This is a genomic window from Bizionia sediminis, assembly GCF_042684585.1.
Taxonomy (GTDB): domain Bacteria; phylum Bacteroidota; class Bacteroidia; order Flavobacteriales; family Flavobacteriaceae; genus Algorimicrobium; species Algorimicrobium sediminis.
The window spans coordinates 221,755-245,457 of the sequence record NZ_JBHULS010000001.1 but is presented as its reverse complement, the minus strand read 5'-3'; the positions used below and the strand labels follow the sequence as shown (position 1 = coordinate 245,457).

The following is a 23,703-nucleotide window of genomic DNA, read 5'->3' as shown; positions in this document are numbered from 1 at the left end:
CCTACAAAATTTCATTTTTGCCTTGTTGTACCAAATTAAAAAATACATTCAATTTCTGTTAAAATCATCCAACCAACATGGTGTACATTCGCCTTTTGTATACCAGTTGGTAACACACTGTTTCTACAACCGCCAACCTTACACAGATTATAACAGTTTAAAAACCTATCGGGCAGCACTAATTAAAAACCAAACCGCCTTACAGGTAACAGATTTAGGGATGGGTTCCAAAAAAAACAAAACCACCCAACGCCAAGTTTCGGAATTAGCAAAAACAGCGGGATCTACCTTAAAAAGAGCCAAATTAGCCTACCGCATAAGTCATTATTTTAAACCACAACAAATACTAGAGTTAGGCAGCTCCTTGGGCATAGCCACACAAGCCTTTCATTTAGGGCATCCAGCAGCAAAAATAACCACCGTGGAAGGCTGCCCAAACATAGCGGCTTTTACAAAAAATAACTTAAGCAACTACACCAATATTAGTTGCAAAACGGGCGCCTTTAAAACCTTTTTAAACGCAGAAAATAAAACCACATGGGATATCGTTTTTTTTGACGGACATCATAACAAAGATGCTACCCTAGCCTATTTCCAGGCGCTTTTACCCCAAACGCACAACGACACCCTATTTATTTTCGACGACATTTATTGGTCGCCCAACATGACCGACGCTTGGGAAACCATAAAAAAACACCCCAAAGTTACGGTAACTATCGATATCTTTTTTTGGGGTTTGGTATTTTTTAGACAAGAACAGGTTAAACAACATTTTACTATTAGGGTGTAATTCCAGACCAACAAACAGACCCTAGTAACAACCACATTAGCCCGGGCGCATCCAACAATCGTAAAAATTACTTTGCCTTATCCGTTATATCCAGTAACTTTGAAATTAAAAAACGCTTATGAAAATATACACAAAAACAGGCGACAAGGGCACCACAGCCTTATTTGGCGGTACCCGTGTACCCAAGCACCACATTCGCATAGATAGTTATGGCACCGTGGACGAACTCAACTCACATTTAGGCCTAATTCGCGATCAGGCCATAGATGCGCATTACAAATCGGTTTTAATGCACATACAGGATCGCTTATTTACGGTAGGAGCCATTTTAGCAACCGATCCAGAAAAAGCCATTTTAAAAAGCGGCAAAGAACGCTTAAACATTCCTAAAATTTCTGAAGAAAATATTAAAAAGTTAGAAACGGAAATAGATAATATGAATGCAGCTTTGCCACCCATGACACATTTTGTGCTGCCCGGCGGCCATCAAACCGTGTCATTCTGTCATATTGCACGTTGTGTATGCCGGCGAGCAGAACGGTTGGCAGCTGCATTAAACGATTTAGAACCCATAGACGATAAGGCGCTAACCTATTTAAACCGACTATCTGACTACCTGTTTGTATTGGCACGAAAATTGTCTTCAGACCTTAATGCCGATGAAATAAAATGGATTCCAGAAAAACTGTAAGCCATACAAACCTAACGAAATAAGCAATAAGGTAACAATTGGTAACACACGTTCTTATACTTAACAGGTAAATAATTGATTATTTTCTTGCATATTTTAATTAAAAATATATTTTTGCAAAAATTTAAAACGAAGTATCAATGTATTGGACACTAGAATTAGCATCTTATTTAAGCGATGCGCCTTGGCCAGCGACCAAAGACGAACTAATTGATTACTCAATTAGAACTGGAGCCCCATTAGAAGTAGTTGAAAATTTACAATCTATAGAAGATGAAGGCGACTCCTATGAGTCCATTCAAGAAATTTGGCCCGACTATCCAACAGACGAAGATTACCTCTGGAATGAGGATGAATATTAATAACATTAAAAGTTAAAAAGTCTCGTTTAGAGGCTTTTTTTGTGTATTATATTTAAAAAGTTCAAACAAAAAGCGTTTTTTTGTAGTCGGAACACAAACATTAATTTAATATTAGCGCCGTGCTAATACAACCATAAACACCCATAAAATGAGTTTTTTAAATTCAGTACTGAAGGTTTTTGTTGGCGATAAGTCCAAACAGGACGTAAAAGCCATTATGCCAATAGTTGAAAAAATTAAAACATTCGAAGCGAATCTCGAAAAATTATCGCATGACGAATTACGTGCCAAAACTGCATATTTTAAAGAGCAAATAGCAGCGGCTAGAAAACCGCTAAACCAGTCCATAGACGACCTCCTTCAAAAAGCAAACGAAACAGAAGACATAGACAAACGTGAAGATATTTATCAGGAAATAGATAAAATTAAAGACACCATCTATAGCGTTACCGAAGATGTGCTTAACGACATTCTTCCGGAAGCTTTTGCCGTAGTTAAAGAAACAGCTAAACGTTTTGTGCACAATACGCAAATTGCAGTAACCGCCAATAGTTTCGATCGCGAAATTTCAGGCGAAAAAGACTACGTAACCCTAGATAACGATCAGGCTATTTGGGCTAATTCTTGGGATGCTGCTGGAAAACCTATTACCTGGGACATGATTCATTACGATGTGCAGCTTATTGGTGGTATTGCTATGCACCAAGGTAAAATTGCCGAAATGCAAACAGGTGAAGGTAAAACATTGGTAGCTACCCTGCCAGTGTACTTAAATGCGTTAGCTGGCAAAGGTGTGCATTTGGTAACCGTAAACGACTATCTTGCAAAGCGAGATAGCGCCTGGATGGCACCTATTTTCGAATTTCATGGCATGCGGGTAGACTGTATAGATTACCACCAACCTAACTCGGCTGCACGTAAAAAAGCATATTTAGCAGATATTACCTATGGTACAAATAACGAATTTGGTTTCGATTACTTGCGCGATAATATGGCGCATGCTCCAGACGATTTAGTGCAACGTCCGCATCATTATGCCATTGTGGATGAGGTGGATTCTGTACTAATTGACGACGCCCGAACACCCTTAATTATTTCCGGACCTATTCCGCAAGGCGATCGCCATGAATTTACAGAGCTCAAACCAAAAGTTGAAAGCATCGTATCTGTGCAACGCAAATACCTAACAGGAGTTCTGGCAGAAGCGAAAAAATTGATTGCCGAAGGCGACACAAAAGAAGGTGGTTTTCAGTTGCTACGTGTGTATCGTGGTATTCCTAAAAATAAAGCGCTTATCAAGTTTTTAAGTGAAGAAGGGATAAAACAACTGCTACAAAAAACAGAAAACTATTACATGCAAGACAACAACCGCGAAATGCCTAAAATTGACGCGGAATTGTACTATGTAATAGAAGAAAAAAACAACCAAATAGAACTAACCGATAAGGGTATCGATTTTTTATCGGGTAAAGAAGATCCTAACTTCTTTATTATGCCAGAAATAGGCTTAGAAATCTCTAAAATTGAAAGTCAAAATTTATCCTCCGAAGAGGAAGCTAATTTAAAAGAAGAATTATTCCGAGATTACGGTATCAAATCCGAGCGCATTCATACCCTAAACCAATTACTTAAAGCTTATGCGTTGTTCGAAAAAGATAACCAATATGTGGTTATGGACAACAAAGTAATGATTGTAGATGAGCAAACAGGTCGTATTATGGACGGCCGCCGTTACAGCGATGGCTTACACCAAGCTATTGAAGCAAAAGAGAATGTTAAAATTGAAGATGCCACACAAACTTTTGCTACCGTAACACTTCAAAACTACTTCCGTATGTATCGCAAATTATCGGGTATGACAGGTACTGCCGTTACGGAAGCAGGCGAATTCTGGGAAATTTACAAACTGGATGTGGTTGAAATTCCAACCAACAAACCTATTGCCCGAGACGATCGTGAAGATTTAGTTTACAAAACCAAGCGCGAAAAGTACAACGCCGTAATTGAAGAGGTTACCAAATTATCGCAAGCTGGACGCCCCGTTCTTATTGGTACCACTAATGTGGAAATTAGTGAACTTTTAGGAAAAATGCTATCCATTCGAAAAGTACCACACAACGTATTAAACGCTAAATTACATAAAAAAGAAGCCGATATTGTAGCCGAAGCTGGAAAACCGGGTCAGGTAACCATTGCCACTAACATGGCAGGACGTGGTACAGATATTAAACTTTCGGATGCCGTTAAAAAAGCAGGTGGTTTGGCAATTGTGGGTACAGAACGTCACGATTCGCGTCGTGTAGACCGCCAGTTACGTGGTCGTGCTGGACGACAAGGAGATCCGGGTAGCTCGCAATTTTACGTATCGTTAGAGGATAACTTAATGCGTTTATTTGGTAGCGAGCGTATTGCCAAAATGATGGATAAAATGGGACTTGAAGAAGGCGAAGTCATTCAGCATTCCATGATTTCTAAATCCATTGAGCGTGCACAGAAAAAAGTGGAAGAAAATAACTTTGGTGTTCGTAAACGTTTACTAGAATACGACGATGTTATGAACTCCCAACGTGAGGTGGTTTACAAACGCCGTCATCATGCGCTGCACGGTGAGCGCTTGCGGGTAGATTTGGCCAACATGATTTACGACACCTCCGAAGGTATTGCCGAAACCAACAAAGCCGCTAACGATTATAAAAATTTCGAATTTGAATTAATCCGATACTTCTCCATGAGTGCGCCTATTTCGGAAGCCGAATTTACCAAGTTATCGGTACAAGAACTGGCGGGTAAAATTTACAAAGCTGCCTTCGAACATTATCGCAACAAAATGGAACGCAATGCCGAATTAGCTTTCCCTGTTATTAAAAATGTGTACGAAACACAACGCGATAAATTTAAGCGTATAGTTGTGCCATTTACGGATGGTGTAAAAAGCATTCAGGTTATTACAGACCTAGAAAAAGCATACGAAACCAACGGAAAACAGCTTATAAACGATTTTGAAAAAAATATTACTTTAGCCATTGTAGACGATTCATGGAAAACGCATTTGCGTAAAATGGATGAACTAAAACAATCCGTGCAACTAGCTGTTCACGAACAAAAAGACCCATTACTAATTTATAAATTTGAAGCTTTCGAATTGTTTAAAGGCATGATAGACAAGGTTAATAAAGAGGTTATCTCCTTCTTGTTTAAAGGTGAATTGCCTACCGAAACAACCGATGCCATTCAAGAAGCAAGACAGTCTGTTAAGCGTGAAAAGCTTCAAACACAAAAAGAGGATATTCAGAATCTAGATGAACGCACAGCGCAAAACCGCGCAGCTAGTAATACCCAACGCCAACCGGAAGTTGTTGAAACGATTGTGAGAGAAAGTCCTAAAATTGGTAGAAACGACAAAGTAACCATTAAACATGTAATGAGTGGCGAAAATAAAACCGTTAAGTTTAAACAAGCCGAACCGCTTATTGCTAAAGGCGATTGGGTTCTTGTAAATGACTAAACGCTTGAAATCTTGCATAAAAAGTCCGAAATTTCCCAAAAATTTCGGACTTTTTTTGTCGTAAACACAAACATATTTTTCAAAACTTACCATTAGTGTGCCTAGTAAGCTATCTGGTTAGCATCGGGCAGCTTTAACAGCAAATTAGGGTCCGGGCAATTACTGGAAAAATAAGCTAAATTAGAAGCACCACACACACCTGGGTAATCGCCTTCCCAACCTTGTAAATCCTTTATTATTTGAAAGTGCAAATGTGGTGCATAATCGCCATTTACATGAGGGGTTCCTAAAGTGCCAATTTGCATGCCTTGTTTTATGGACATACCCACTGTTTTGTTGTTTAATGAGGCCAAACTTAAATGCCCGTAAAGCGTATAAAATGTAACCGCCTTAATACGGTGTTCTAGTATAAGCGTGGGACCATAATCGCCATACCGCGCATTATTAGCAAAGCTATGTAAAACCCCGTCCAAAGGCGCATAAATTGGCGTTCCTGCGGCCACCCACAAATCCATACCCAAATGAATGTTGCGTTTTTCGGAGGTTGCAGGGTCATTAAAATGGCTGCTGCGGTTGTAAAGCCCACGAACTTCCTTATAACCTCCAAAAACCACATCGGCTTTATGTGTTTGGCAGTAGGTTTTTAAATAAGCAGACCAATCGGTTACCGTAACCAAATGAATCTCTTTACTATTTAAATAATGCCCTGATAAATTAATGCTTTTATAGGCAGAAAATGGAATTTGATTCGTTAATACGCGCAAGGGCGCTGGGCTCAAGTCCCTTAAAAATTGTGTAAAAGCGGCGGTCTTCATATTACTAAAATAGGAAACATTTATAACAAGTTGTGGTATATTACATAAAAAATAATACCACCATGCCACAACCAGTTTTAATACTTCAAACGCCAATTCAACAGGAAATTAAGCTGCTAATATTGTGTTTTGTAAGTACCAAAAAAGACCTTTTTTCTGTTTTTGCAGCCATTCGTTACTAGCCCACAAAAAAACAATACCCAACACTTAAATAAATGTTATAGTATTTCAATAAAAACAACATTTAAAGTATCTTTATATCCATTATTTAAAATAGATATGCAGAAGGTTTTTAGATGGTTTTTAGGCGGATTATCGCTTATAGCCATTGGTTTATTTTTATATTCTTTTTTTGTTGATGGTAGTTTGTTGGCACCGCGAAAAAGTCCCATTGATACCGTATCGTTTGCTAAAAACGATTTGCAATTAGACATCGTTTACAACAGGCCGTCCAAACGTGGCCGACTGGTATTTGGTGGGTTGGTTCCCTACGGGAAAGTGTGGCGAACAGGAGCCAATGAGGCTACGACATTTAAAACCAATAAGGCACTAAAAATAAACAACGATTCGCTTCCAGCAGGAAAGTATACACTTTGGACCATTCCAACAGATACTACTTGGCAAGTAATATTTAATTCCAAGCAATATCCTTGGGGTGTCGATTCCGAAATGAAACCCTTACGAGAGGCTCGCTTTGATGTCCTTACCATTAGTGTTCCTGTAGAAGAAACAGGCGTAACTGTAGAACAGTTTACCATTGGTTTTGACAATGCACTAGATAATTTATCATTAACCATCGCTTGGGATGAAACCAAAATAGCCGTACCATTAGAAACTTTTGAGTAAACAAACGGATAAACATAAAGCTTTACAGGAATCGGCTGGTGTGTCTCAAGTAGAAACCACCAACCAAGCCATTATTGCGGCTTTAAAAAAACGACGCCAAAAAAAACCAACCACGCAACAATTGGTTTCAGACATTTTAGCTGGTAATATGACAGCTTTAAGTCGCGCCATTACTTTAATTGAAAGTACCAATCCGGCTCACGCCCAACAGGCCAACGATATAATTACGGCCTGCTTACCACATGCCAATAAATCTGTACGAATTGGCATTACTGGAGTACCCGGTGTAGGTAAAAGCACGTTTATTGAATCCTTTGGTAGCTATTTATCCGCCATTGGAAAAAAAATAGCGGTTCTAGCTATTGATCCTAGTAGTTCCATAAGCAAAGGCAGTATTTTAGGCGACAAAACCCGAATGGAGGATTTGGTTAAAGATACCAATGTATTTATAAGACCTTCGCCTTCAGGCACATCCCTTGGTGGTGTAGCCAGAAAAACACGCGAAACGATCATTTTATGCGAAGCAGCCGGTTTTAATACCATTTTAATTGAAACCGTGGGCGTAGGACAAAGCGAAACGGCAGTACATAGCATGGTAGATTTTTTCTTATTGCTAAAACTAGCAGGCGCTGGCGATGAGTTACAAGGCATTAAACGCGGCATTATTGAGATGGCCGATTCTATCGTTATTAATAAGGCCGATGGCTCTAATGTAAAAGCCGCTAAAATAGCAAAAGTAGAATTTAACAGAGCACTGCATTTATATCCTAAAAAAGCCTCTAACTGGCAGCCAAAAGTAATGCTTTGCAGCGCTTTAAAAAATGAAGGCATTGAAACCATTTGGGACAGCATTCATACCTATGTAATGCTTACAACTAAAAATGGCTATTTTGACCAACGGCGCCACGACCAAAACAAATTTTGGCTTATTGAAACCATTAAAGACGCGCTTCACAGCACCTTTTTTAACAATCCTACTATAAAAATAGCCTTGCAGCAGCAAATTAGTTTAATTGAAAATCAAAAAACAACCCCTTTTGCAGCAGCCGAGTATTTATTAGGTTTAACCTAATGTAGGAAGCACATGAGTTTTATACCACATTACCTGTTTTTCAATACCTTCTAATAAGGTGGTTTGCGGATTGTATTGTAGTAATTTTCGCGCCTTTTCTATATGGGCTTTCGTACGAAGTTGGTCGCCTGCCCTAGCCGCAACAAGTTGAATAGGAATGTCTGTTTGCATAACTTGGCGTACTGCATCAATACCCTCTTGTGTGGTGTGCTCCTGCTCTGTTCCTAAATTTATAACGGCTCCGTTTACGGCATCTACTGCTTGCAAAACAGCAACTACCCCATCTACAATATCCGAAACATAAGTAAAACTGCGCAAATGATTGGCGCTACCAGTATATAATGGAAATGCTTTATTTTTAAAGCCACAGGCAATAAGCTTGGTATACATTTTTTCCGGACGTTCCCTAGGGCCATAAACCGAATACAAGCGCAAAGAACAGGCTTTTAGTTGCTGCTCGCGCGATTTTTGAAGCACCAACTGTTCGGCTGCTAATTTTGTAACACCGTAAAAGGAAGCTGGTTGTGGTGCAACAGATTCCGGAAAGGTTGCCTCCAACCCATAAATAGATGACGTGGCAATGTTTACAAACAATTCCAGATTTGGTAATTGTAAAGCGTAGTCTATTAGGTTTTTTGTAGCCAGTACATTATTACTCAAGTAATCTTGAAACGTTGACGTTTCCGAAATACCCGGTTGCGCTGCAAAATGAAAAATAAAGGCTACATCGTTTGGTAATAGCGCGCTTATATTATCTGCTCGTAAATCGATGTTTAAAACGGGAATACCCAATTGCCGCAATGCCGCTTCATTTTGCTTTTTTAGTAACGGACTATAATAAGGTGAAAAATTATCGACACCCACTACATCATAACCCATTATTTTTAAGCGTTCGGCGGTATGCGAACCAATAAACCCAACGGCACCGGTAACTAGTATTTTCATATTTTTCGACTGAACTACAAAGAAACATTTTTTTTCTGTAAGATTAGAATTCTATAAAAAAGAATACATTTGTAAAACAATACATATTTTATGGATTACCAATTTACAATAATAGTACCTGTTTATAATGAAGAAGCTAATTTGGCTCGCGTAGAGCAAGAACTAACAAACTATATAAAAATAGCGACTAAAAAAACAAAGGTGCTTTTTGTAAATGATGGCTCGCAAGATAATAGCCAAAGCCTTATTGAGGCAATTGCCGATAAAAATCCCGCGTTTCATTATATCACTTTTAAAAATAATTGTGGTTTAAGTGCCGCTATAAAAGCGGGTTTTGATTACGCCGACACCGAATTAGTTGGCTACATAGACTCCGATTTACAAACAGACCCGCAAGATTTCAACATTCTTTTAGAGCATATTAACCAATATGATTTAGTTACAGGCGTGCGTGCCAACCGAAAAGACAGTTTTGTTAAAAACATGTCGTCCACAATAGCCAATGGTATTCGCAGGGCCTTTACGCACGACGGTATGGATGATACAGGTTGCCCCCTTAAAGTTATAAAAACCGATTATGCCAAACGCATTCCAATGTTTAAAGGCCTTCATCGCTTTTTACCTGCCATGGTTTTACTACAAAACGGCACTATTATTCAAGTTCCTGTAAAACATTTTCCACGGGTAGCAGGCCAAGCTAAATTTGGTGTTTGGAACCGCTTAATTGGCCCCTTAATGGATTGCTTCGCCTATTTATGGATGAAAAAAAAGTACATTAATTACACCGTTTCAAAAAGAAATTAATGGATAACTGGCTTGTATACAGCATTGGATTTTTAGCGCAGCTCTTGTTTTCGTCGCGGCTAGTAATACAATGGGTATACTCGGAAAGACAAAAACGGGTTATTACTCCCACAATTTTCTGGACTTTAAGTTTACTAGCCTCTTTTTTACTATTTATTTACGGGTATTTACGTGACGATTTCGCTATTATGCTAGGTCAGGGTTTAACCTATTTTATTTACATTAGAAATTTGCAACTTCAAAACCAATGGCAGCGCTATCCCAAGTTTATGCAGTGGTTTTTGCTGTTAGTTCCTTCGTTTATTGTTATTTTTTATTTTAATAATAATGCCATTGATGTTGAAAAGTTATTTAAAAACGATGCCATTCCTTTTTGGCTTCTTTTGCTGGGTATTGTATCGCAAGTAGTATTTACCTTTCGTTTTGTTTACCAATGGCTTTATTCTGAAAAACTAAAAGAATCTGCCTTACCTTTCGGATTTTGGTTATTAAGTTTAATAGGCTCACTTCTTATTTTAACGTATGCCATTTTCAGAAAAGATCCGGTTCTATTTATTGGCCATGTTTTGGGCGCTATTATTTACATACGCAACATTATTTTAACTAGAAAACATGTTATCGCTACTTAAAAAACACCCCATTTTGGTTATTTGTCTAACCATACTACTGGTTTTACTGCCAAATTTACACATCATGGAAGTTACCATAATGGAGGCTCGAAATTTTATAACGGCCCGTGAAATGCTAACGGATGGCAATTGGTTATTAACCACCATGAACGGCGAACCACGCTATCAAAAACCGCCACTTCCCACTTGGTTAAGCGCTATATCTGCCAGTATTTTTGGTATGCATAGCGTTTTTGCCATGCGCTTACCCGCCGTATTATTTGCCATTATTATTGCTGTTTATGTATTTAAATTGGCCAAAAAACTGGACGGAAATAAAACTTTTGGTGTACTAGCTGCAGCTATTGTAACGAGTTCTTTCTATGTTTTAGGCATCATGATAGAAGCACCATGGGATATTTTTACACATGCTTTTATGTTAGTAGCCATTTACTACTTATTTGTTTTTTTTCAATCTGAAAAAAGAAATTGGCAAGCAGCTATCATAGCGGGTATTTGCATTGGTTTTTCAATTTTAAGTAAAGGCCCTGTTAGCTTTTACGCCTTATTACTCCCCTTTTTGCTAGCGTATGCCCTAATCTATTCTTTTAAAGGCTTCACACCTAAAATAGTGCCATTTTTAACGCTATTACTTATTGGCTTTACAATAGGCGGCTGGTGGTATTTATATGTACGTTTAGAAGATCCAAACACATTTTTAGCCATTGCCGAAAAAGAAACAAGTAATTGGAGTAGCTATAATGTACGCCCTTTTTACTATTACTGGAGTTTCTTTACTCAAAGTGGTTTATGGACTATGCCAGCTTTTATTAGTTTGCTATATCCGTATTTAAAAACCCGCGTTACCAATTTGAAAGCTTATCAATTTAGTTTGTTATGGACACTTTTAGCAGTTGTACTGCTATCGCTTATTCCAGAGAAGAAGTCGCGGTACCTCATGCCCGTTTTAATTCCGTTAGCTATAAACTGTAGTTTTTATATTGCCTTTCTAATTCGAGAATTTAAACACCTAAAACATAAAGGCGAAACGATTCCGGTATATGTTAATTTTGGCCTTATTGGCCTTATTGGTTTGGTTTTTCCAGCTTTAGCTTATTTGTTTTTAAAAGAGAATTTACAAGGCTATTGGGCTTATTATGTGGTGGCATCGGTTGTTGTTTTTACCATGGGCCTTATTATACTGCATGCGTTAACACAAAGAAATATAGGCCGTGCTGTGCAAGCTTCTGTTGGTCTTTATGCCGCCTTACTGCTCACTGCACTCCCACTAAAACCGGCTTTAAATAGTGACAGTTTTCACCCCATAACAACCAATTTTAATGGCTTACTACCGCTATACCAGTTACAATATATGGCACCCGAAATGATTTGGGAATACGGTAACAAAATTCCAGAGCTAATTAGCGAAAATGAAACCTTTAAGCCACCTGCTGAAGAGCGCTTTGGTTTGCTCGTTTCAGAAGAGCAGCTAGCACAGGTCCAGCAGTTAAAAACCAGTTACACCATTAAAAAACAGGACAGCTTTAATTTGAATACTGTTTTAAAAACATCGCGCCAATATAAAACGCGACTGGTAGCACATTACTTTGTTTTAACTAAAAAGGACTAAACTGTTTTATACTTATTTTGAAGATAGCCGTCTAATTTATAAAACATAAAACCAGATAGCGCACCAAAGGTCCAGCCGCAAAGCACATCTAATGGGTAATGAACACCAATGTAAATACGGCTATACCCCATAACAGCCGACCAAAACAGCATAAAAAAGATTAAATACTGGTATTTAAAGCGCAGCAACAAACCGCTAAAAACCGCAACAGCCATTGAATTGGAAGCATGCCCCGAAAAGAAACCAAACTGGCCACCACAATGGGGCTTTACCACACGCATTAAACCTTCCAATGCCGGATCGTGACAGGGCCGCAAGCGCATAACAAGAACCTTCTTAAATAAATTGGTAACCTGGTCCGTAAACAAAACCATTAACACGATAAGTACAATGGTTAACAAAAATAATTTTGGGGTTCTTGTTTTATATATGGCATATAATAATACCGCATAAAAGGGTATCCAATTAAACTTATAGGTGTAAAACATCCAAAAGCCGTCCCAACTGGGTACGCCCAAGTTGTTTAAGTATAAAAACAGTTCGGTATCTAATTGTGCAAGTTGTTCTATCATAATTAACTTTCGTAACGTTCTATTTCCCGATCGTAAAAATCGGTTGCTTGTTGAATAAGTGTTTCGGCTTCGGTTTCCAATTCTTTCTGATCTTGTGCATCAAAATCTTCTAACCATTCCACCTCATCGTTTTCCAGATTAATAATAAATCGCGGAAATTCGGTATGAATAACAAAAATGGCATTGGGAAAATCGGTGTTGTCGCCTAATAAAAATTTAGGAAAGTCCATATACAGGTATTACGAATTAGTATCAATTAAACGTTTGGTAAGATAGTTAAATCGGATAAATAATAAAACAGCAGCTACTGTTAATCCCGCCAATAAACCCATCCAAATTCCAAAACTGGCATAACGCTCGGCACTTCCAAAGTAAATGCTAATAGGAAATCCTACTACCCAGTAGGATATAAAGGTTAGTAAGGTAGGTATTTTAACATCCTGAAGACCGCGTAAAGCACCTAGCATAACCACTTGAATACTATCCGAAATTTGAAAAATGGCAGCAGCTATTAACAAATTGGCCGCAATGCTTAATACTTCGGCATTATCTATGGCGTTTATGACATCGTTATTATCAAGGTATAATTTTGGTAATTGCTGATGAAAAATAAAAAACAACAAGGCAAAACCGGTAGCTAAAATAAGACCAAGCAAGAAAATGGAAAAGGCAATACGGCGTAATTCGTAATAATTTCTTAATCCCTTCTGGTTGCCAACACGTACCATTGAGGCCACGCTTAAACCAGTTGCCACCATAAAAGTCATAGACGATAAGTTTAGCGCAATTTGATTAGCTGCTTGCGCATTTTTACCTAATAAGCCGCTTAACCAAATAGCAGCCGTAAAAATGGCTACTTCAAAAAACATTTGCATAGCACTGGGCAAACCTAAATTGTATATTTTTTTAAGCATGGCTGTTTCCAATACAAACAATTTTATTCGAACTACATAGGCTTTGGATTTGGCATGGCCTTTTAGTAACCACCACAAAAATAAAACCATAGCCACCCTAGATATTAAAGTGCCATAAGCAGCTCCCACAATACCCAATTGTGGAAAACCAAACTTGCCAAAAATAAGAACATAATTTAAAACCACATTTACAACGTTGGCAACTATGGTGGCATACATGGGGTAACGCGTCATGGAAAGACCGTCGCTAAATTGTTTAAATGCTTGAAAAATAATTAAAGGCACCAACGAAAACGCCACCCAATCTAAATATGGTATAGCCAGTTCCACCACCTCTAAAGGTTGTTTCATGGCGTACATTAATGGTTTTGCGAGTAATAAGACCAAAAATAAAAAAAAGCCTAAAGCAGTACATAAAAACAAACCATGCTTAAAAGCCGATTTACCTTTGGCAAAATTGCCTTCGGCATCGGCCTCGGCAATTAAGGGTGTAATAGCTGTAGAAAAACCAATGCCTAAAGACATGGCAATAAACATAAAACTATTACCAAGCGAAACAGCTGCTAATTCGGCTGTGCCCAATTGCCCAACCATAATATTATCTACAAAACTAACAAAGGTATGACCTAGCATGCCTAACATAACAGGTGCTGCCAGTTGCCAATTGTATTTAAATTCTTTGGTGTAGTTGCTTAAAACCAATGTTTCGTGTTTTTTTTCAGGAGCCAAAGGTAAGCCAAAGAATGGTATATGTCGGGTTGTTTTTGAAAATTCATAAAAAAATTCATCTACGCATATTTCATCTAAACAGTCTTAATTTTTGCATATTTAGAGCTGCCGATTAAAGGCTTATTTTTAGTTTTAAATCGGCTATTTTTTCAGATGCTTACTACTAAACAAATGGCTCTTAATAAATGGTTTATGAAGGCTTTTCACTTGTTCTGAATTTATAAAATGCCTTGTTGTTTCATCTACGAATGATTTATAATGCTAAAACAAGCCCTTCACATCACAGGCTCAAAAAACAGGATTTACATTTAATTCATTTAAATAGTTAAAAAGGCTTGCTTCGATAAACGAGGCAAGCCTTTTTTAATTTGTATGCGCAATACAGGCTGGTTTCTAGATTATAAACACAGCCAAGATGACACCTTTAAAAATTTTGAGAAATCGTGGCATAAAACGAACTGCCATCGTATATTAAAGTAATAATATCGGTTTTATTTGCTACTTGGGTTACCACAGGCACTTCACCACCAGACCATTTCCAATTGTTTGGAAAACTAACAGTTTTACCGCCTGTACTATCCTGTACCAATTTTACCAAATAAGTACCAACCGCTGGGTTGCTTGTTATTAATTGGGTGTTTGTTTGTAAAGTAATGGTAATAACATTTCCAGAACTTAAATCTACTGTTGTTTGGTTTGTTGCAGAAACAGCCTCTGGAGCCGTAAGCACATAACGCTTGGCTGTTACATCTGTTTCAAAATTAGTGGTATTAGCCAACCGACCGCTATAAGAAGGTGTTGCCCAAGTTGCTTGGCCAGCTGCGTTAATAGTTAAAACCTGTCCTGCTACACTATTATGCGTATTCGGATAAGTAACCGTACCCGCCTGCAACGTTCCTGCCACCGTGGTATTCCCGTTAAAAAGTACCTTAAATGCATCGGAGCGTGCCGTATTGGAACTACCATTACCAATAACCAAAGCGGTGTTGTTTGCTGAATAGTATGATGCATAACCACCACTAGTTACTGTAGCACTGGCATTGTTAAATTGTCCCATCACAACCGAACCGTAATCGCTTGCGGTGGTAAAATGCCCCATGGCAACAGAATTGCTACCGCTTGCAGTGGTATCTGACCCCATAGCTGTGGAATAAGTACCTGTTGAAGTGGTATAATAACCCATTGCCGTAGAAGATACACCACTTGCAGTGGTATTTTGCCCGATAGCCGTTGCATTGTCACCACTTGCATCAGTACTTCGCCCCATAGCCGTTGCAATGTCACCACTTGCATAAGTATTGCGCCCCATGGCCGTTGCATTGTCACCACTTGCATAGGTATCGCGACCCATGGCCGTTGAAGCTGCGCCACTTGCAAGCGTATCATCACCCATAGCAGTAGCAAAGTCGCCGCTTGCGGTAGTATCACCACCCATAGCTGTTGAAGATTCACCACTTGCACGGGTATCGCGACCCATGGCCATGGAAAATGGGCCGTTTGCACGAGTAGACAGACCCATTGCTGTTGAATTTATGCCACTTGCCTCTGTAACAGCACCCATGGCCGTGGAATAGTTGCCGCTAGCCGTAGTAGAAAAACCTAAAGCTAGCGAATTGGAGCCAGTAGCCCCACGAGAAGTGGATGAAGAACTGTTATACGATAAATCTACAGCCCCTGCTCCAATATTCCCATAATTTGCCGGATCCGCATCGGCACGGCGGTAACCAGTTACATTATTTTCTGTAATGCTTTCTAATCCTGGGGTTATTACTTGGCTGTCTACATAATTTTTGGTGGCTGCATCTTGCGCCTCGGTAGGATTGCCTACTCCTGTTAGTTTGTATGTACCTAAAGCTACATGGTCCGTAGCTGGCCCGAAGCCACTTAAAGGAATGTTCGGTTTGTCGAGTTTGTTATTGGTAATGGCATCCTCACTAATAGTAAGAGCGCCTGTATTACTCAACGTTGCGTCAGCAGATAGCGTTACCGCTGTGGGCGTATCCGCGATATCGCCTACTAAAATTTTACCCGATTCCAAGGCACTAATACTCCCCGCTGGGCCTTGCGGACCCATTGGGCCTATTTCGCCTTGGATACCTTGTTCGCCTATTTCGCCTTGCGGACCTTGCTCGCCTTGTAAGGATGCTAGCCAAGTAGCCTCGTCGCCAATGGTATTATCGGCTGCAAAAGCAATATCGTAAGCGCTTAAACCATCTGCGCCAGCTTGTCCTGGTAAGCCTTGCGGCCCCATAACACCAGGTGCACCATCCTGTCCATCCACACCTGGTAAACCTTGTGGACCAGGCAATCCCTGCGGCCCCATTGGGCCTATTTCGCCTTGGATACCTTGTTCGCCTATTTCGCCTTGCGGACCTTGCTCGCCTTGTAAGGATGCTAGCCAAGTAGCCTCGTCGCCAATGGTATTATCGGCTGCAAAAGCAATATCGTAAGCGCTTAAACCATCTGCGCCAGCTTGTCCTGGTAAGCCCTGCGGCCCCATAACACCAGGTGCACCATCCTGTCCATCCACACCTGGTAAACCTTGTGGACCAGGCAATCCCTGCGGCCCCATTGGGCCTATTTCGCCTTGGACACCTTGTTCGCCTATTTCGCCTTGGGGACCTTGCTCGCCTTGTAAGGATGCTAGCCAAGTAGCCTCGTCGCCAATGGTATTATCGGCTGCAAAAGCAATATCGTAAGCGCTTAAACCATCTGCGCCAGCTTGTCCTGGTAAGCCTTGCGGCCCCATAACACCAGGTGCACCATCCTGTCCATCTACACCTGGTAAACCTTGTGGACCAGGCAATCCCTGCGGACCCATTGGGCCTATTTCGCCTTGGATACCTTGTTCGCCTATTTCGCCTTGCGGACCTTGCTCGCCTTGTAAGGATGCTAGCCAAGTAGCCTCGTCGCCAATGGTATTATCGGCTGCAAAAGCAATATCGTAAGCGCTTAAACCATCTGCGCCAGCTTGTCCTGGTAAGCCCTGCGGACCAACGGGACCTTGGGGACCTTCCATACCCTGAAGGTTATTCCAGGTTGTTCCGTTAAAATAATAAAAACCAGAAGTACCGTCAGTTTGATATACCATCAAGCCTGTTGCAGATGTAGCTGGGTTAATGGCCAAACGCTGGGTTTCTGTCATTCTTGGTATGAGTATGCCCTTTTCTGTAGACTGAATATCTAACGCCGCCGATTCGTCTGGCGTGTTGGTATTAATACCCACACCATTTTGCGCTGAAAGCGTAAAGGTTGTAATAATTGCTAAAATGGTTAGTAGTTGTTTCATTTTTTAATGACTTTAAAAAGTTTGGAAGCGTTACTGTTTTGATCTTGAACTTGCAATAAATAGGTGGCCTCTTCATATAAACTTAAATCCACTTGATGTGAATTTCCTGTTTGAATAACTTGACCTATCATGTTGTACACCGTTGTTTTTACGGGATACGCGTATTTAATGTAAACCACACTAGCGGTAGGATTTGGATATATGGAAATAGCCGCCATAATTTGCGGATTATCCACATTTAAAGCACTGTTAAAGTCCGCCGTGACTTTGCTAAAAGTTGCCGCAGTGTTAAATGTATAGGTTAACCTGTTGACATTAGTATCAATATCAGGCACATAACCCAACCACATACCGGTAGCATTGCTAATGGCTAGAGAGAGTTCCGCTTCGTTGAGGCCATTTAATTCAGATTCTTGATACTCAAACTGAAGTTGCCCGGAAAAATCTGAAAGCACCGGACTAATATCGTTATGGGCAAGAATGGATTCCCTGTATTTACAGATGCCACAAAGCGCTGAAATTGCGTGTTTGCCGGAATGTTATAATCCTGATCTGGCGTTAGAGTCAACCCGTTAATGTAAAGATTGGCATTTGCTTGCAAGGAAACAAAACTATCAGCACCCACGAAAAAATCCTGACATTTCGCCTTCCAAAAACATAAAATAAAGAGGCAAGCTAGTGTAATATGCTTCATAATACGGTGATTTATTTTATTCAAAAATAAAAAAATACAACGTACTAATTTACAGGTGTTTATGGTATTTCGACGAACATAACTTTTAACAAGGCAGACATATTTAATTAGTCGATGAAAAATTAAAAAAAAACTTAATTGGACACTTAAAATTTCATTTTTGATAAAAAAAGCAAAGCTCATTTAAGCTAAAATCAAAAAAAAACCACATTATTTAAAAATAATATGGCTTTTTTTAAATGATTTTACTAAAAACTTAAAGCTTGCAAAAGATTATGCAGCATTGCCGTTAAATAGACTGTTAGTAGGCTTAAAATTGCTTTGATTTTTGTGGCCCATGCTACACTATAAATTAGGAACCTGTTGTTTTGCCGCTTCAAAGTCGGTAACAATTTCAGTCACAATATCTGCCACAGGCTTAATGTTATGAATAAGACCAGCTATTTGCCCGATTTCTAATTCGCCATCGTCCAAATCGCCTTCAAACATACCGCGTTTAGCACGCGCACGCCCTAACAATTCTTTTAATTGTTCTGGTGTGGGTGCTGTTTTATAAAGTTCTTGAATATCGTTATAAAACTTGTTTTTTAATAAACGTACAGGCGCCAATTCTTTTAAAGTAAGTTGGGTATCGCCTTCCTTTGCTTTTACAACTTCCTCCTTAAAAGATTGATGAGCGGAACTTTCCAAACTCGCCACAAAACGACTCCCTATTTGCACACCATCGGCACCTAGAATCATAGCAGCCAACATGGCTCTGCCCGTGGCAATCCCTCCCGCCGCAATTAAAGGAATGGAAAGCTGTTCTTTCACCATAGGTATAAGTGTAAGCGTTGTGGTTTCGTCCCGACCATTATGGCCACCAGCCTCAAAACCTTCGGCTACAACAGCATTTACACAGGCCTCTTGCGCTTTCAATGCAAATTTTACACTACTAACCACATGCACCACTATAATACCGCGTTCCTGCAACCAACTTGTCCAGGTTTTAGGATTTCCGGCGGATGTAAAAACAATCTTTACGCCCTCTTCCACAATAATATCCATAATTTCCTTTATGTTAGGATATAGCATAGGTACGTTAACACCGAAAGGCTTTTTAGTTGCTTTTTTACATTTTTGAATATGCTCTCGAAGCACTTCTGGATACATACTTCCAGCGCCTATTAAGCCTAAAATGCCTGCGTTACTCGCGGCTGAAGCCAATTTCCAACCAGAATTCCAAATCATACCAGCTTGTACTATTGGGTATTGAATATGAAACAGTTCCGTAATTTTATTGGACATATTTTATAGTTTAAATTAGTGGTTTTTTAAGAAATAACACCAGAGCCAATGAGCTCGTCTTTTAAATACCATGCAGCAAATTGACCTTCGGCAATGGCCGTTTGCGGATTAGAAAACTGAATATACAATCCAGAATCTACGCGGTATAACACCGCATTTTCTAGCGCTTGCCGGTAGCGAATACGCGCTAATACGGACAGGCTTTCGCCTTTTGCTAATTCTAAATCTTCGCGTATCCAGTGTACATCGTCATTTTCAATAAAGAGGGTTGTTTTGTACAAACCAGGATGCGTTTTACCCTGACCGGTATAAATAACATTGTCTTTTACATCTGTATCGATTACAAAAAGTGGTTCTACGGTACCTCCAACGGCTAAACCTTTGCGTTGGCCTTTGGTGTAAAAATGCGCACCTTGGTGTTTACCTACTATTTTTCCGTCAGAAACTTGGTATGTTATTTTTCTAGACAGGTAGGCAAGTTCTGCTTCTTTATTGGCAAATGTTGGTGCCGCTTCTGTATAGGCGTCAAACGTTTTAGGTATTTCTACAATTACACCCGCTTTTGGCTTTAATTGTTGTTGCAGAAAATCGGGTAAGCGCACCTTGCCAATAAAACACAAACCTTGCGAATCCTTTTTATCGGCTGTAATTAAATTTAATTTGGCAGCAATGTCGCGCACTTCCGGTTTTGTTAATTCGCCTATGGGAAATAAAGATTTGGCTAATTGCGCTTGCGATAATTGACATAAAAAATACGACTGATCTTTATTACTATCTATTCCTGCTAGAAGTTGATGCGTTGTTTCGCCATTATTGTTAAAAGAGGCTTTTCTGCAGTAGTGGCCCGTAGCAACATAATCGGCCCCCAAGCTTAAAGCTATTTTCATAAAAACATCGAACTTTATTTCTCGGTTGCACAACACATCTGGGTTTGGGGTTCGGCCGTTTTCATATTCTTTGAACATATAATCGACTATGCGTTCCTTATATTGTTCGCTTAAATCCACCGTTTGAAAAGGGATATTTAGTTTATTAGCAACCAACATAGCATCGTTGCTATCATCCAACCAAGGGCACTCATCTGAAATTGTTACCGAATCGTCATGCCAATTTTTCATAAAAAGGCCAATGACTTCGTAGCCACTTTCTTTTAAAAGGTAGGCTGCCACACTGGAATCTACACCACCGGACAAGCCAACTATAACGCGTTTCTTTTTCTCCATAATATTGGGTACAAAGATAGCGGTTTTATAACAATTACCACTTATTAAACCGCTACAGACATGCAATCCAATATCTTATTTGTTTAATATTTTGTTAAAATAAATAAACAAATGCTATTTTTTGTTTAATCTTTTCATATATTAGCTGAACAAATTTTAAATTTTATTATTATGAAAACATTAACAGCATTAAAAAGATTATCAGCAGCTTTGTTGGTAGTTCTATTTGTTGCCTCGTGTAGTAGCGATGACGACAACAACGTTCCAACCCCAACGCCACAGTTAAACAATATTGTGGACCTTGCTAGCGCTAACCCCGACTTAAGCTCGTTAGTAAGCGCGTTACAAGCAGCCGATGGTAATTTAGTTTCTGTACTGCAAGGTTCAGGACCATTTACAGTTTTAGCACCAACCAACGAGGCTTTTGCTTCTTTTTTAGCGGATAACGGATTTGCTTCTTTAGATGCAGTTCCAACTGATGTGCTTTCGCAGATTTTATTAAACCATGTAATTTCCGGTAGCATTTCATCGTCCAACCTAATCTCCCAAGGTTCAGGATATGCGTCAACAAATGCCACAGGTGTGGGAGATGCTAGTATGAGTTTGTATTTTAACACCTCCAACGGCGTCGTTTTTAACGGGGTTTCTACGGTAACAACTGCCGATATTTTTGCCTCCAATGGTCTGATTCATGTGGTGGATGCCGTAATTGGCCTTCCTGATGTTGTGGATTTCGCCAATGCTAATCCTAATTTGGATGGTTTATCTGCAGCTTTACTTGCAGCAGATGGTAATTTAGATACGGTGTTACGAGGCGATGGCCCTTTTACAGTTTTAGCTCCAGATAATAACGCTTTCAGTACGTTTTTAGACGATAATGGTTTAAATAATTTAGGTGCTGTGCCAACCGATTTGTTAGCCGACATTTTATTAAACCATGTGGTAAGTGGTGCGGTCTTTTCAGGAGACTTAGCTAACTTGGGAGCTGGTTACACCAATACAAACTCTGTTGGACCTAATGGCAATAATTTAAGTTTATATTTCAACACATCTAACGGTGTTGTATTTAATGGAACTTCCACGGTTTCTGCTGCTAATATTGTGGCTAAAAATGGTGTCATTCACGTTGTGGATGCCGTAATTGGCATTCCTACAGTAGTAACATTTGCCACTGCCGATCCTAATTTTTCAACATTGGTGCAAGCCTTAACAGCGTTAACACCTGCTACAGATTTTGCTAGCATTCTGTCTAGAACAGAAGGTGGTAATCCAGACGGTATAAATCCTGAATTTACAGTATTTGCTCCTACTAATGCCGCTTTTGCAGCGCTTCCAGCTATTCCAGATGAGCCTGCTTTAACGGATATATTATTATACCATGTGGTAAAAGAAGCGAACGTAACCTCTGGCGATTTAACTAACCCAGGAGACACCGTTCCAACAACCCTTCAAGGTGGCAGCTTTACAATAACCTTGCCAGGAACTAATGGAAATATTGCCGATGTTACCGATGGCTCTGGAGCTTCTGATATTGGTATTATTGCTGTAGATGTACAAGCTGGTAATGGCGTAATTCACGTATTAAACAAAGTAATGCTACCTAACTAAAAGTTAGTTTGGTGCCTTACAAAATGCCCAATTCGTCTAGGCGAATAATAAATTTAAGGTGGTGCAACCTTATCTGATGCAAACGGCAGAATGGGCAACATTATTGCTGTTGATGTAAAGGCTTCTGATGCCGTTATACATACCAGTAATGAGGTTGCTTGCCACCGATTACGTATCGGTAGTAACCATCTTTTAAAAATGGTGAGATGAAAACGCCATTGACATTAAAAATTACTATGAAAAAGAAAATAAGGCCGGACAGCAATGTTCGGCTTTATTTTTTAGCAGCACCACATTATGTACGCTTAAAAGAAAGCATTAATGACTAATAACCAACTTTTATAAGTCTTTGACTAGTTCAAAAATATCCACCATTGCATTTTCGAAAAGGGATGGCAGCTAATTTTTAGAAACAATTAATTGTAATAATCCAAATTATGTGTACCTTTGTTGCCTTGTTAGGTATTCCTCATTTTTGATTGATTAATAGCTTAAGAATTTTAAAATGTATACCTAAAAAAAAGGCTCCTTAATAAGGAGCCTTTATATTTTATATTATTTTTTACTTACAGCAGAAACAAAGACTTATATTAGCTTTAATTAGTCTTTATTTTTATAAGGATTTTTACTTTTAATAGTAAAGTCTTTTTCTTCCTTTAGCGCGCCATTTTCATAGTACTTCCAAATACCATGTTTTTTATCGTTACGATAATTTCCTTCCTGCAATAAGTTTCCCGAATTGTCGTAAAACTGGGCCAGACCATGTAATAAATCCATGTTATAATGATACATTTTTATTAAAGTCCCCGCTTCATTGTACCAGGCGGATTTACCATGTAGCTGCCCATTTTTGTAAAGCGATTTCTCGGCTACAACACCAGACGGATAATACACCAAGCGCTCACCCTCTAAACGTCCTTCATTGTTATAATGTTCCAAAGTCATTAACTGCTTACCATTGCTGTGGTAATATTTCCAAGTACCTATATAAGTTTTTTCGCGCATTGTACCCTCACTAATAATTTTACCCGAACTCGAGAAAAAAGTTACCTTGGCTTTATTTGTGTTGGGCTCGAATGCTTTGGTGGCCGTTAAAACCGCTTTGCCTTTTATATTTTTATAAAACTTAAAAACGCCTTCCTCCTGACCGTTGTTAAAAGTACCTTCGTAGCGCAAAACATTCGTGTTTTCAAAATTTTTCTTCCAAACCCCATGGCGTTCGCCGTTTTCATTAAATTGATTAATAGTTTGTGAAAAAGATGTTAAGCTAACACACAGGCTTATTAAAAAAAGAATCGGTTTCATAACAAGTGCTTTAT

20 protein-coding genes are annotated in these 23,703 nt (G+C 39.3%); 10 read left to right on the top strand and 10 right to left on the bottom strand.

Features of this window, described 5'->3' with window-relative positions:
• Positions 1–22 precede the first annotated feature (22 nt).
• The 4 genes from ACFSQP_RS01015 to secA all read left to right on the top strand — a co-directional run bounded on the left by ACFSQP_RS01015 (position 23) and on the right by secA (position 5,348).
• Positions 23–790, top strand: coding sequence for an O-methyltransferase (locus ACFSQP_RS01015; protein ID WP_376891133.1), 768 nt, complete (start codon positions 23–25; stop codon positions 788–790).
• 118 nt (positions 791–908) lie between these two features.
• The gene (locus tag ACFSQP_RS01010; RefSeq protein WP_376891131.1) at positions 909–1,481 is read left to right on the top strand and encodes a cob(I)yrinic acid a,c-diamide adenosyltransferase; all 573 of its coding nucleotides are present in this window, start codon (positions 909–911) and stop codon (positions 1,479–1,481) included.
• A 140-nt stretch (positions 1,482–1,621) separates the two neighbouring features.
• Positions 1,622–1,843 (top strand): DUF2795 domain-containing protein, encoded by a 222-nt coding sequence (locus ACFSQP_RS01005; protein WP_008637498.1) that lies wholly within the window; start codon positions 1,622–1,624, stop codon positions 1,841–1,843.
• Positions 1,844–1,991: 148 nt separating this feature from the next.
• Positions 1,992–5,348 carry a preprotein translocase subunit SecA gene (gene secA, locus ACFSQP_RS01000; RefSeq protein ID WP_376891129.1) on the top strand — a complete coding sequence of 1,119 codons (3,357 nt, stop codon included), beginning with the start codon at positions 1,992–1,994 and terminating at the stop codon, positions 5,346–5,348.
• Between the two features lie 101 nt (positions 5,349–5,449).
• On the opposite strand, the gene ACFSQP_RS00995 is transcribed toward secA, so the two are convergent.
• Positions 5,450–6,163 carry a peptidoglycan DD-metalloendopeptidase family protein gene (locus tag ACFSQP_RS00995; RefSeq protein WP_376891128.1) on the bottom strand — a complete coding sequence of 238 codons (714 nt, stop codon included), beginning with the start codon at positions 6,161–6,163 and terminating at the stop codon, positions 5,450–5,452.
• Between the two features lie 279 nt (positions 6,164–6,442).
• Between ACFSQP_RS00995 and ACFSQP_RS00990 the strand changes: the two genes are divergently transcribed.
• Together ACFSQP_RS00990 and meaB are read left to right on the top strand one after the other, a co-directional pair.
• Positions 6,443–7,009 (top strand): DUF2911 domain-containing protein, encoded by a 567-nt coding sequence (locus ACFSQP_RS00990; RefSeq protein WP_376891126.1) that lies wholly within the window; start codon positions 6,443–6,445, stop codon positions 7,007–7,009.
• Positions 7,002–8,081, top strand: coding sequence for a methylmalonyl Co-A mutase-associated GTPase MeaB (gene meaB / locus ACFSQP_RS00985; RefSeq protein ID WP_376891125.1), 1,080 nt, complete (start codon positions 7,002–7,004; stop codon positions 8,079–8,081). Before ACFSQP_RS00990 ends, meaB begins: the two co-directional genes overlap by 8 nt.
• On the opposite strand, the gene ACFSQP_RS00980 is transcribed toward meaB, so the two are convergent.
• Complete coding sequence (locus ACFSQP_RS00980; RefSeq protein WP_376891124.1) at positions 8,073–9,026, bottom strand: NAD-dependent epimerase/dehydratase family protein; 954 nt, start codon at positions 9,024–9,026, stop codon at positions 8,073–8,075. The genes meaB and ACFSQP_RS00980 overlap by 9 nt on opposite strands.
• Positions 9,027–9,116: 90 nt before the next feature.
• Here ACFSQP_RS00980 and ACFSQP_RS00975 point away from each other — a divergent pair, with 90 nt between their 5' ends.
• The 3 genes from ACFSQP_RS00975 to ACFSQP_RS00965 all read left to right on the top strand — a co-directional run bounded on the left by ACFSQP_RS00975 (position 9,117) and on the right by ACFSQP_RS00965 (position 12,068).
• Positions 9,117–9,830: a glycosyltransferase family 2 protein gene (locus tag ACFSQP_RS00975; RefSeq protein WP_376891123.1), complete on the top strand. Its 714-nt coding sequence runs from the start codon at positions 9,117–9,119 to the stop codon at positions 9,828–9,830.
• Positions 9,830–10,459, top strand: coding sequence for a lipid-A-disaccharide synthase N-terminal domain-containing protein (locus ACFSQP_RS00970; protein ID WP_376891122.1), 630 nt, complete (start codon positions 9,830–9,832; stop codon positions 10,457–10,459). The genes ACFSQP_RS00975 and ACFSQP_RS00970 overlap by 1 nt, the downstream gene beginning before the upstream one ends.
• Positions 10,460–10,523: 64 nt before the next feature.
• A complete protein-coding gene (locus ACFSQP_RS00965; RefSeq protein WP_376891120.1) occupies positions 10,524–12,068 on the top strand; it encodes an ArnT family glycosyltransferase in 1,545 nt (514 codons plus the stop codon).
• Here the strand turns inward: ACFSQP_RS00965 and ACFSQP_RS00960 are convergent.
• The 7 genes from ACFSQP_RS00960 to mnmA form a co-directional block, all read right to left on the bottom strand.
• Positions 12,065–12,640: a phosphatase PAP2 family protein gene (locus ACFSQP_RS00960; protein WP_376891118.1), complete on the bottom strand. Its 576-nt coding sequence runs from the start codon at positions 12,638–12,640 to the stop codon at positions 12,065–12,067. The genes ACFSQP_RS00965 and ACFSQP_RS00960 overlap by 4 nt on opposite strands.
• A 2-nt stretch (positions 12,641–12,642) precedes the next feature.
• A complete protein-coding gene (locus ACFSQP_RS00955; protein WP_376891117.1) occupies positions 12,643–12,870 on the bottom strand; it encodes a hypothetical protein in 228 nt (75 codons plus the stop codon).
• A gap of 9 nt (positions 12,871–12,879) precedes the next feature.
• Positions 12,880–14,256, bottom strand: a complete 1,377-nt coding sequence (locus tag ACFSQP_RS00950; RefSeq protein ID WP_376892105.1) for an MATE family efflux transporter — start codon at positions 14,254–14,256, stop codon at positions 12,880–12,882.
• 451 nt (positions 14,257–14,707) lie between these two features.
• Positions 14,708–17,572 (bottom strand): hypothetical protein, encoded by a 2,865-nt coding sequence (locus ACFSQP_RS00945; protein WP_376891115.1) that lies wholly within the window; start codon positions 17,570–17,572, stop codon positions 14,708–14,710.
• Positions 17,569–18,027 (bottom strand): T9SS type A sorting domain-containing protein, encoded by a 459-nt coding sequence (locus tag ACFSQP_RS00940; RefSeq protein WP_376891114.1) that lies wholly within the window; start codon positions 18,025–18,027, stop codon positions 17,569–17,571. Before ACFSQP_RS00940 ends, ACFSQP_RS00945 begins: the two co-directional genes overlap by 4 nt.
• A 584-nt stretch (positions 18,028–18,611) precedes the next feature.
• The gene (locus ACFSQP_RS00935) at positions 18,612–19,553 is read right to left on the bottom strand and encodes an NAD(P)H-dependent flavin oxidoreductase (protein ID WP_376891112.1); all 942 of its coding nucleotides are present in this window, start codon (positions 19,551–19,553) and stop codon (positions 18,612–18,614) included.
• A gap of 26 nt (positions 19,554–19,579) precedes the next feature.
• Positions 19,580–20,776: a tRNA 2-thiouridine(34) synthase MnmA gene (gene mnmA, locus ACFSQP_RS00930; RefSeq protein ID WP_376891111.1), complete on the bottom strand. Its 1,197-nt coding sequence runs from the start codon at positions 20,774–20,776 to the stop codon at positions 19,580–19,582.
• Positions 20,777–20,947: 171 nt separating this feature from the next.
• Here mnmA and ACFSQP_RS00925 point away from each other — a divergent pair, with 171 nt between their 5' ends.
• Positions 20,948–22,384, top strand: a complete 1,437-nt coding sequence (locus ACFSQP_RS00925; protein WP_376891110.1) for a fasciclin domain-containing protein — start codon at positions 20,948–20,950, stop codon at positions 22,382–22,384.
• A gap of 600 nt (positions 22,385–22,984) precedes the next feature.
• On the opposite strand, the gene ACFSQP_RS00920 is transcribed toward ACFSQP_RS00925, so the two are convergent.
• Positions 22,985–23,689, bottom strand: a complete 705-nt coding sequence (locus ACFSQP_RS00920; protein ID WP_376891108.1) for a toxin-antitoxin system YwqK family antitoxin — start codon at positions 23,687–23,689, stop codon at positions 22,985–22,987.
• Positions 23,690–23,703 lie beyond the last annotated feature (14 nt).

What these genes read in the sequence shown, in the direction of transcription:
- ACFSQP_RS00935 (WP_376891112.1), bottom strand. Translation starts at nt 19,553, where the DNA reads ATGTCCAATAAAATTACGGAACTGTTTCATATTCAATACCCAATAGTA.
- ACFSQP_RS01005 (WP_008637498.1), top strand. Translation starts at nt 1,622, where the DNA reads ATGTATTGGACACTAGAATTAGCATCTTATTTAAGCGATGCGCCTTGG.
- ACFSQP_RS01010 (WP_376891131.1), top strand. Translation starts at nt 909, where the DNA reads ATGAAAATATACACAAAAACAGGCGACAAGGGCACCACAGCCTTATTT.
- secA (WP_376891129.1), top strand. Translation starts at nt 1,992, where the DNA reads ATGAGTTTTTTAAATTCAGTACTGAAGGTTTTTGTTGGCGATAAGTCC.
- ACFSQP_RS00980 (WP_376891124.1), bottom strand. Translation starts at nt 9,026, where the DNA reads ATGAAAATACTAGTTACCGGTGCCGTTGGGTTTATTGGTTCGCATACC.
- ACFSQP_RS00960 (WP_376891118.1), bottom strand. Translation starts at nt 12,640, where the DNA reads ATGATAGAACAACTTGCACAATTAGATACCGAACTGTTTTTATACTTA.
- ACFSQP_RS00970 (WP_376891122.1), top strand. Translation starts at nt 9,830, where the DNA reads ATGGATAACTGGCTTGTATACAGCATTGGATTTTTAGCGCAGCTCTTG.
- ACFSQP_RS00975 (WP_376891123.1), top strand. Translation starts at nt 9,117, where the DNA reads ATGGATTACCAATTTACAATAATAGTACCTGTTTATAATGAAGAAGCT.
- ACFSQP_RS00965 (WP_376891120.1), top strand. Translation starts at nt 10,524, where the DNA reads ATGGAAGTTACCATAATGGAGGCTCGAAATTTTATAACGGCCCGTGAA.
- ACFSQP_RS00920 (WP_376891108.1), bottom strand. Translation starts at nt 23,689, where the DNA reads ATGAAACCGATTCTTTTTTTAATAAGCCTGTGTGTTAGCTTAACATCT.
- ACFSQP_RS00955 (WP_376891117.1), bottom strand. Translation starts at nt 12,870, where the DNA reads ATGGACTTTCCTAAATTTTTATTAGGCGACAACACCGATTTTCCCAAT.
- ACFSQP_RS00945 (WP_376891115.1), bottom strand. Translation starts at nt 17,572, where the DNA reads ATGAAACAACTACTAACCATTTTAGCAATTATTACAACCTTTACGCTT.
- mnmA (WP_376891111.1), bottom strand. Translation starts at nt 20,776, where the DNA reads ATGGAGAAAAAGAAACGCGTTATAGTTGGCTTGTCCGGTGGTGTAGAT.
- ACFSQP_RS00925 (WP_376891110.1), top strand. Translation starts at nt 20,948, where the DNA reads ATGAAAACATTAACAGCATTAAAAAGATTATCAGCAGCTTTGTTGGTA.
- ACFSQP_RS00995 (WP_376891128.1), bottom strand. Translation starts at nt 6,163, where the DNA reads ATGAAGACCGCCGCTTTTACACAATTTTTAAGGGACTTGAGCCCAGCG.
- ACFSQP_RS00990 (WP_376891126.1), top strand. Translation starts at nt 6,443, where the DNA reads ATGCAGAAGGTTTTTAGATGGTTTTTAGGCGGATTATCGCTTATAGCC.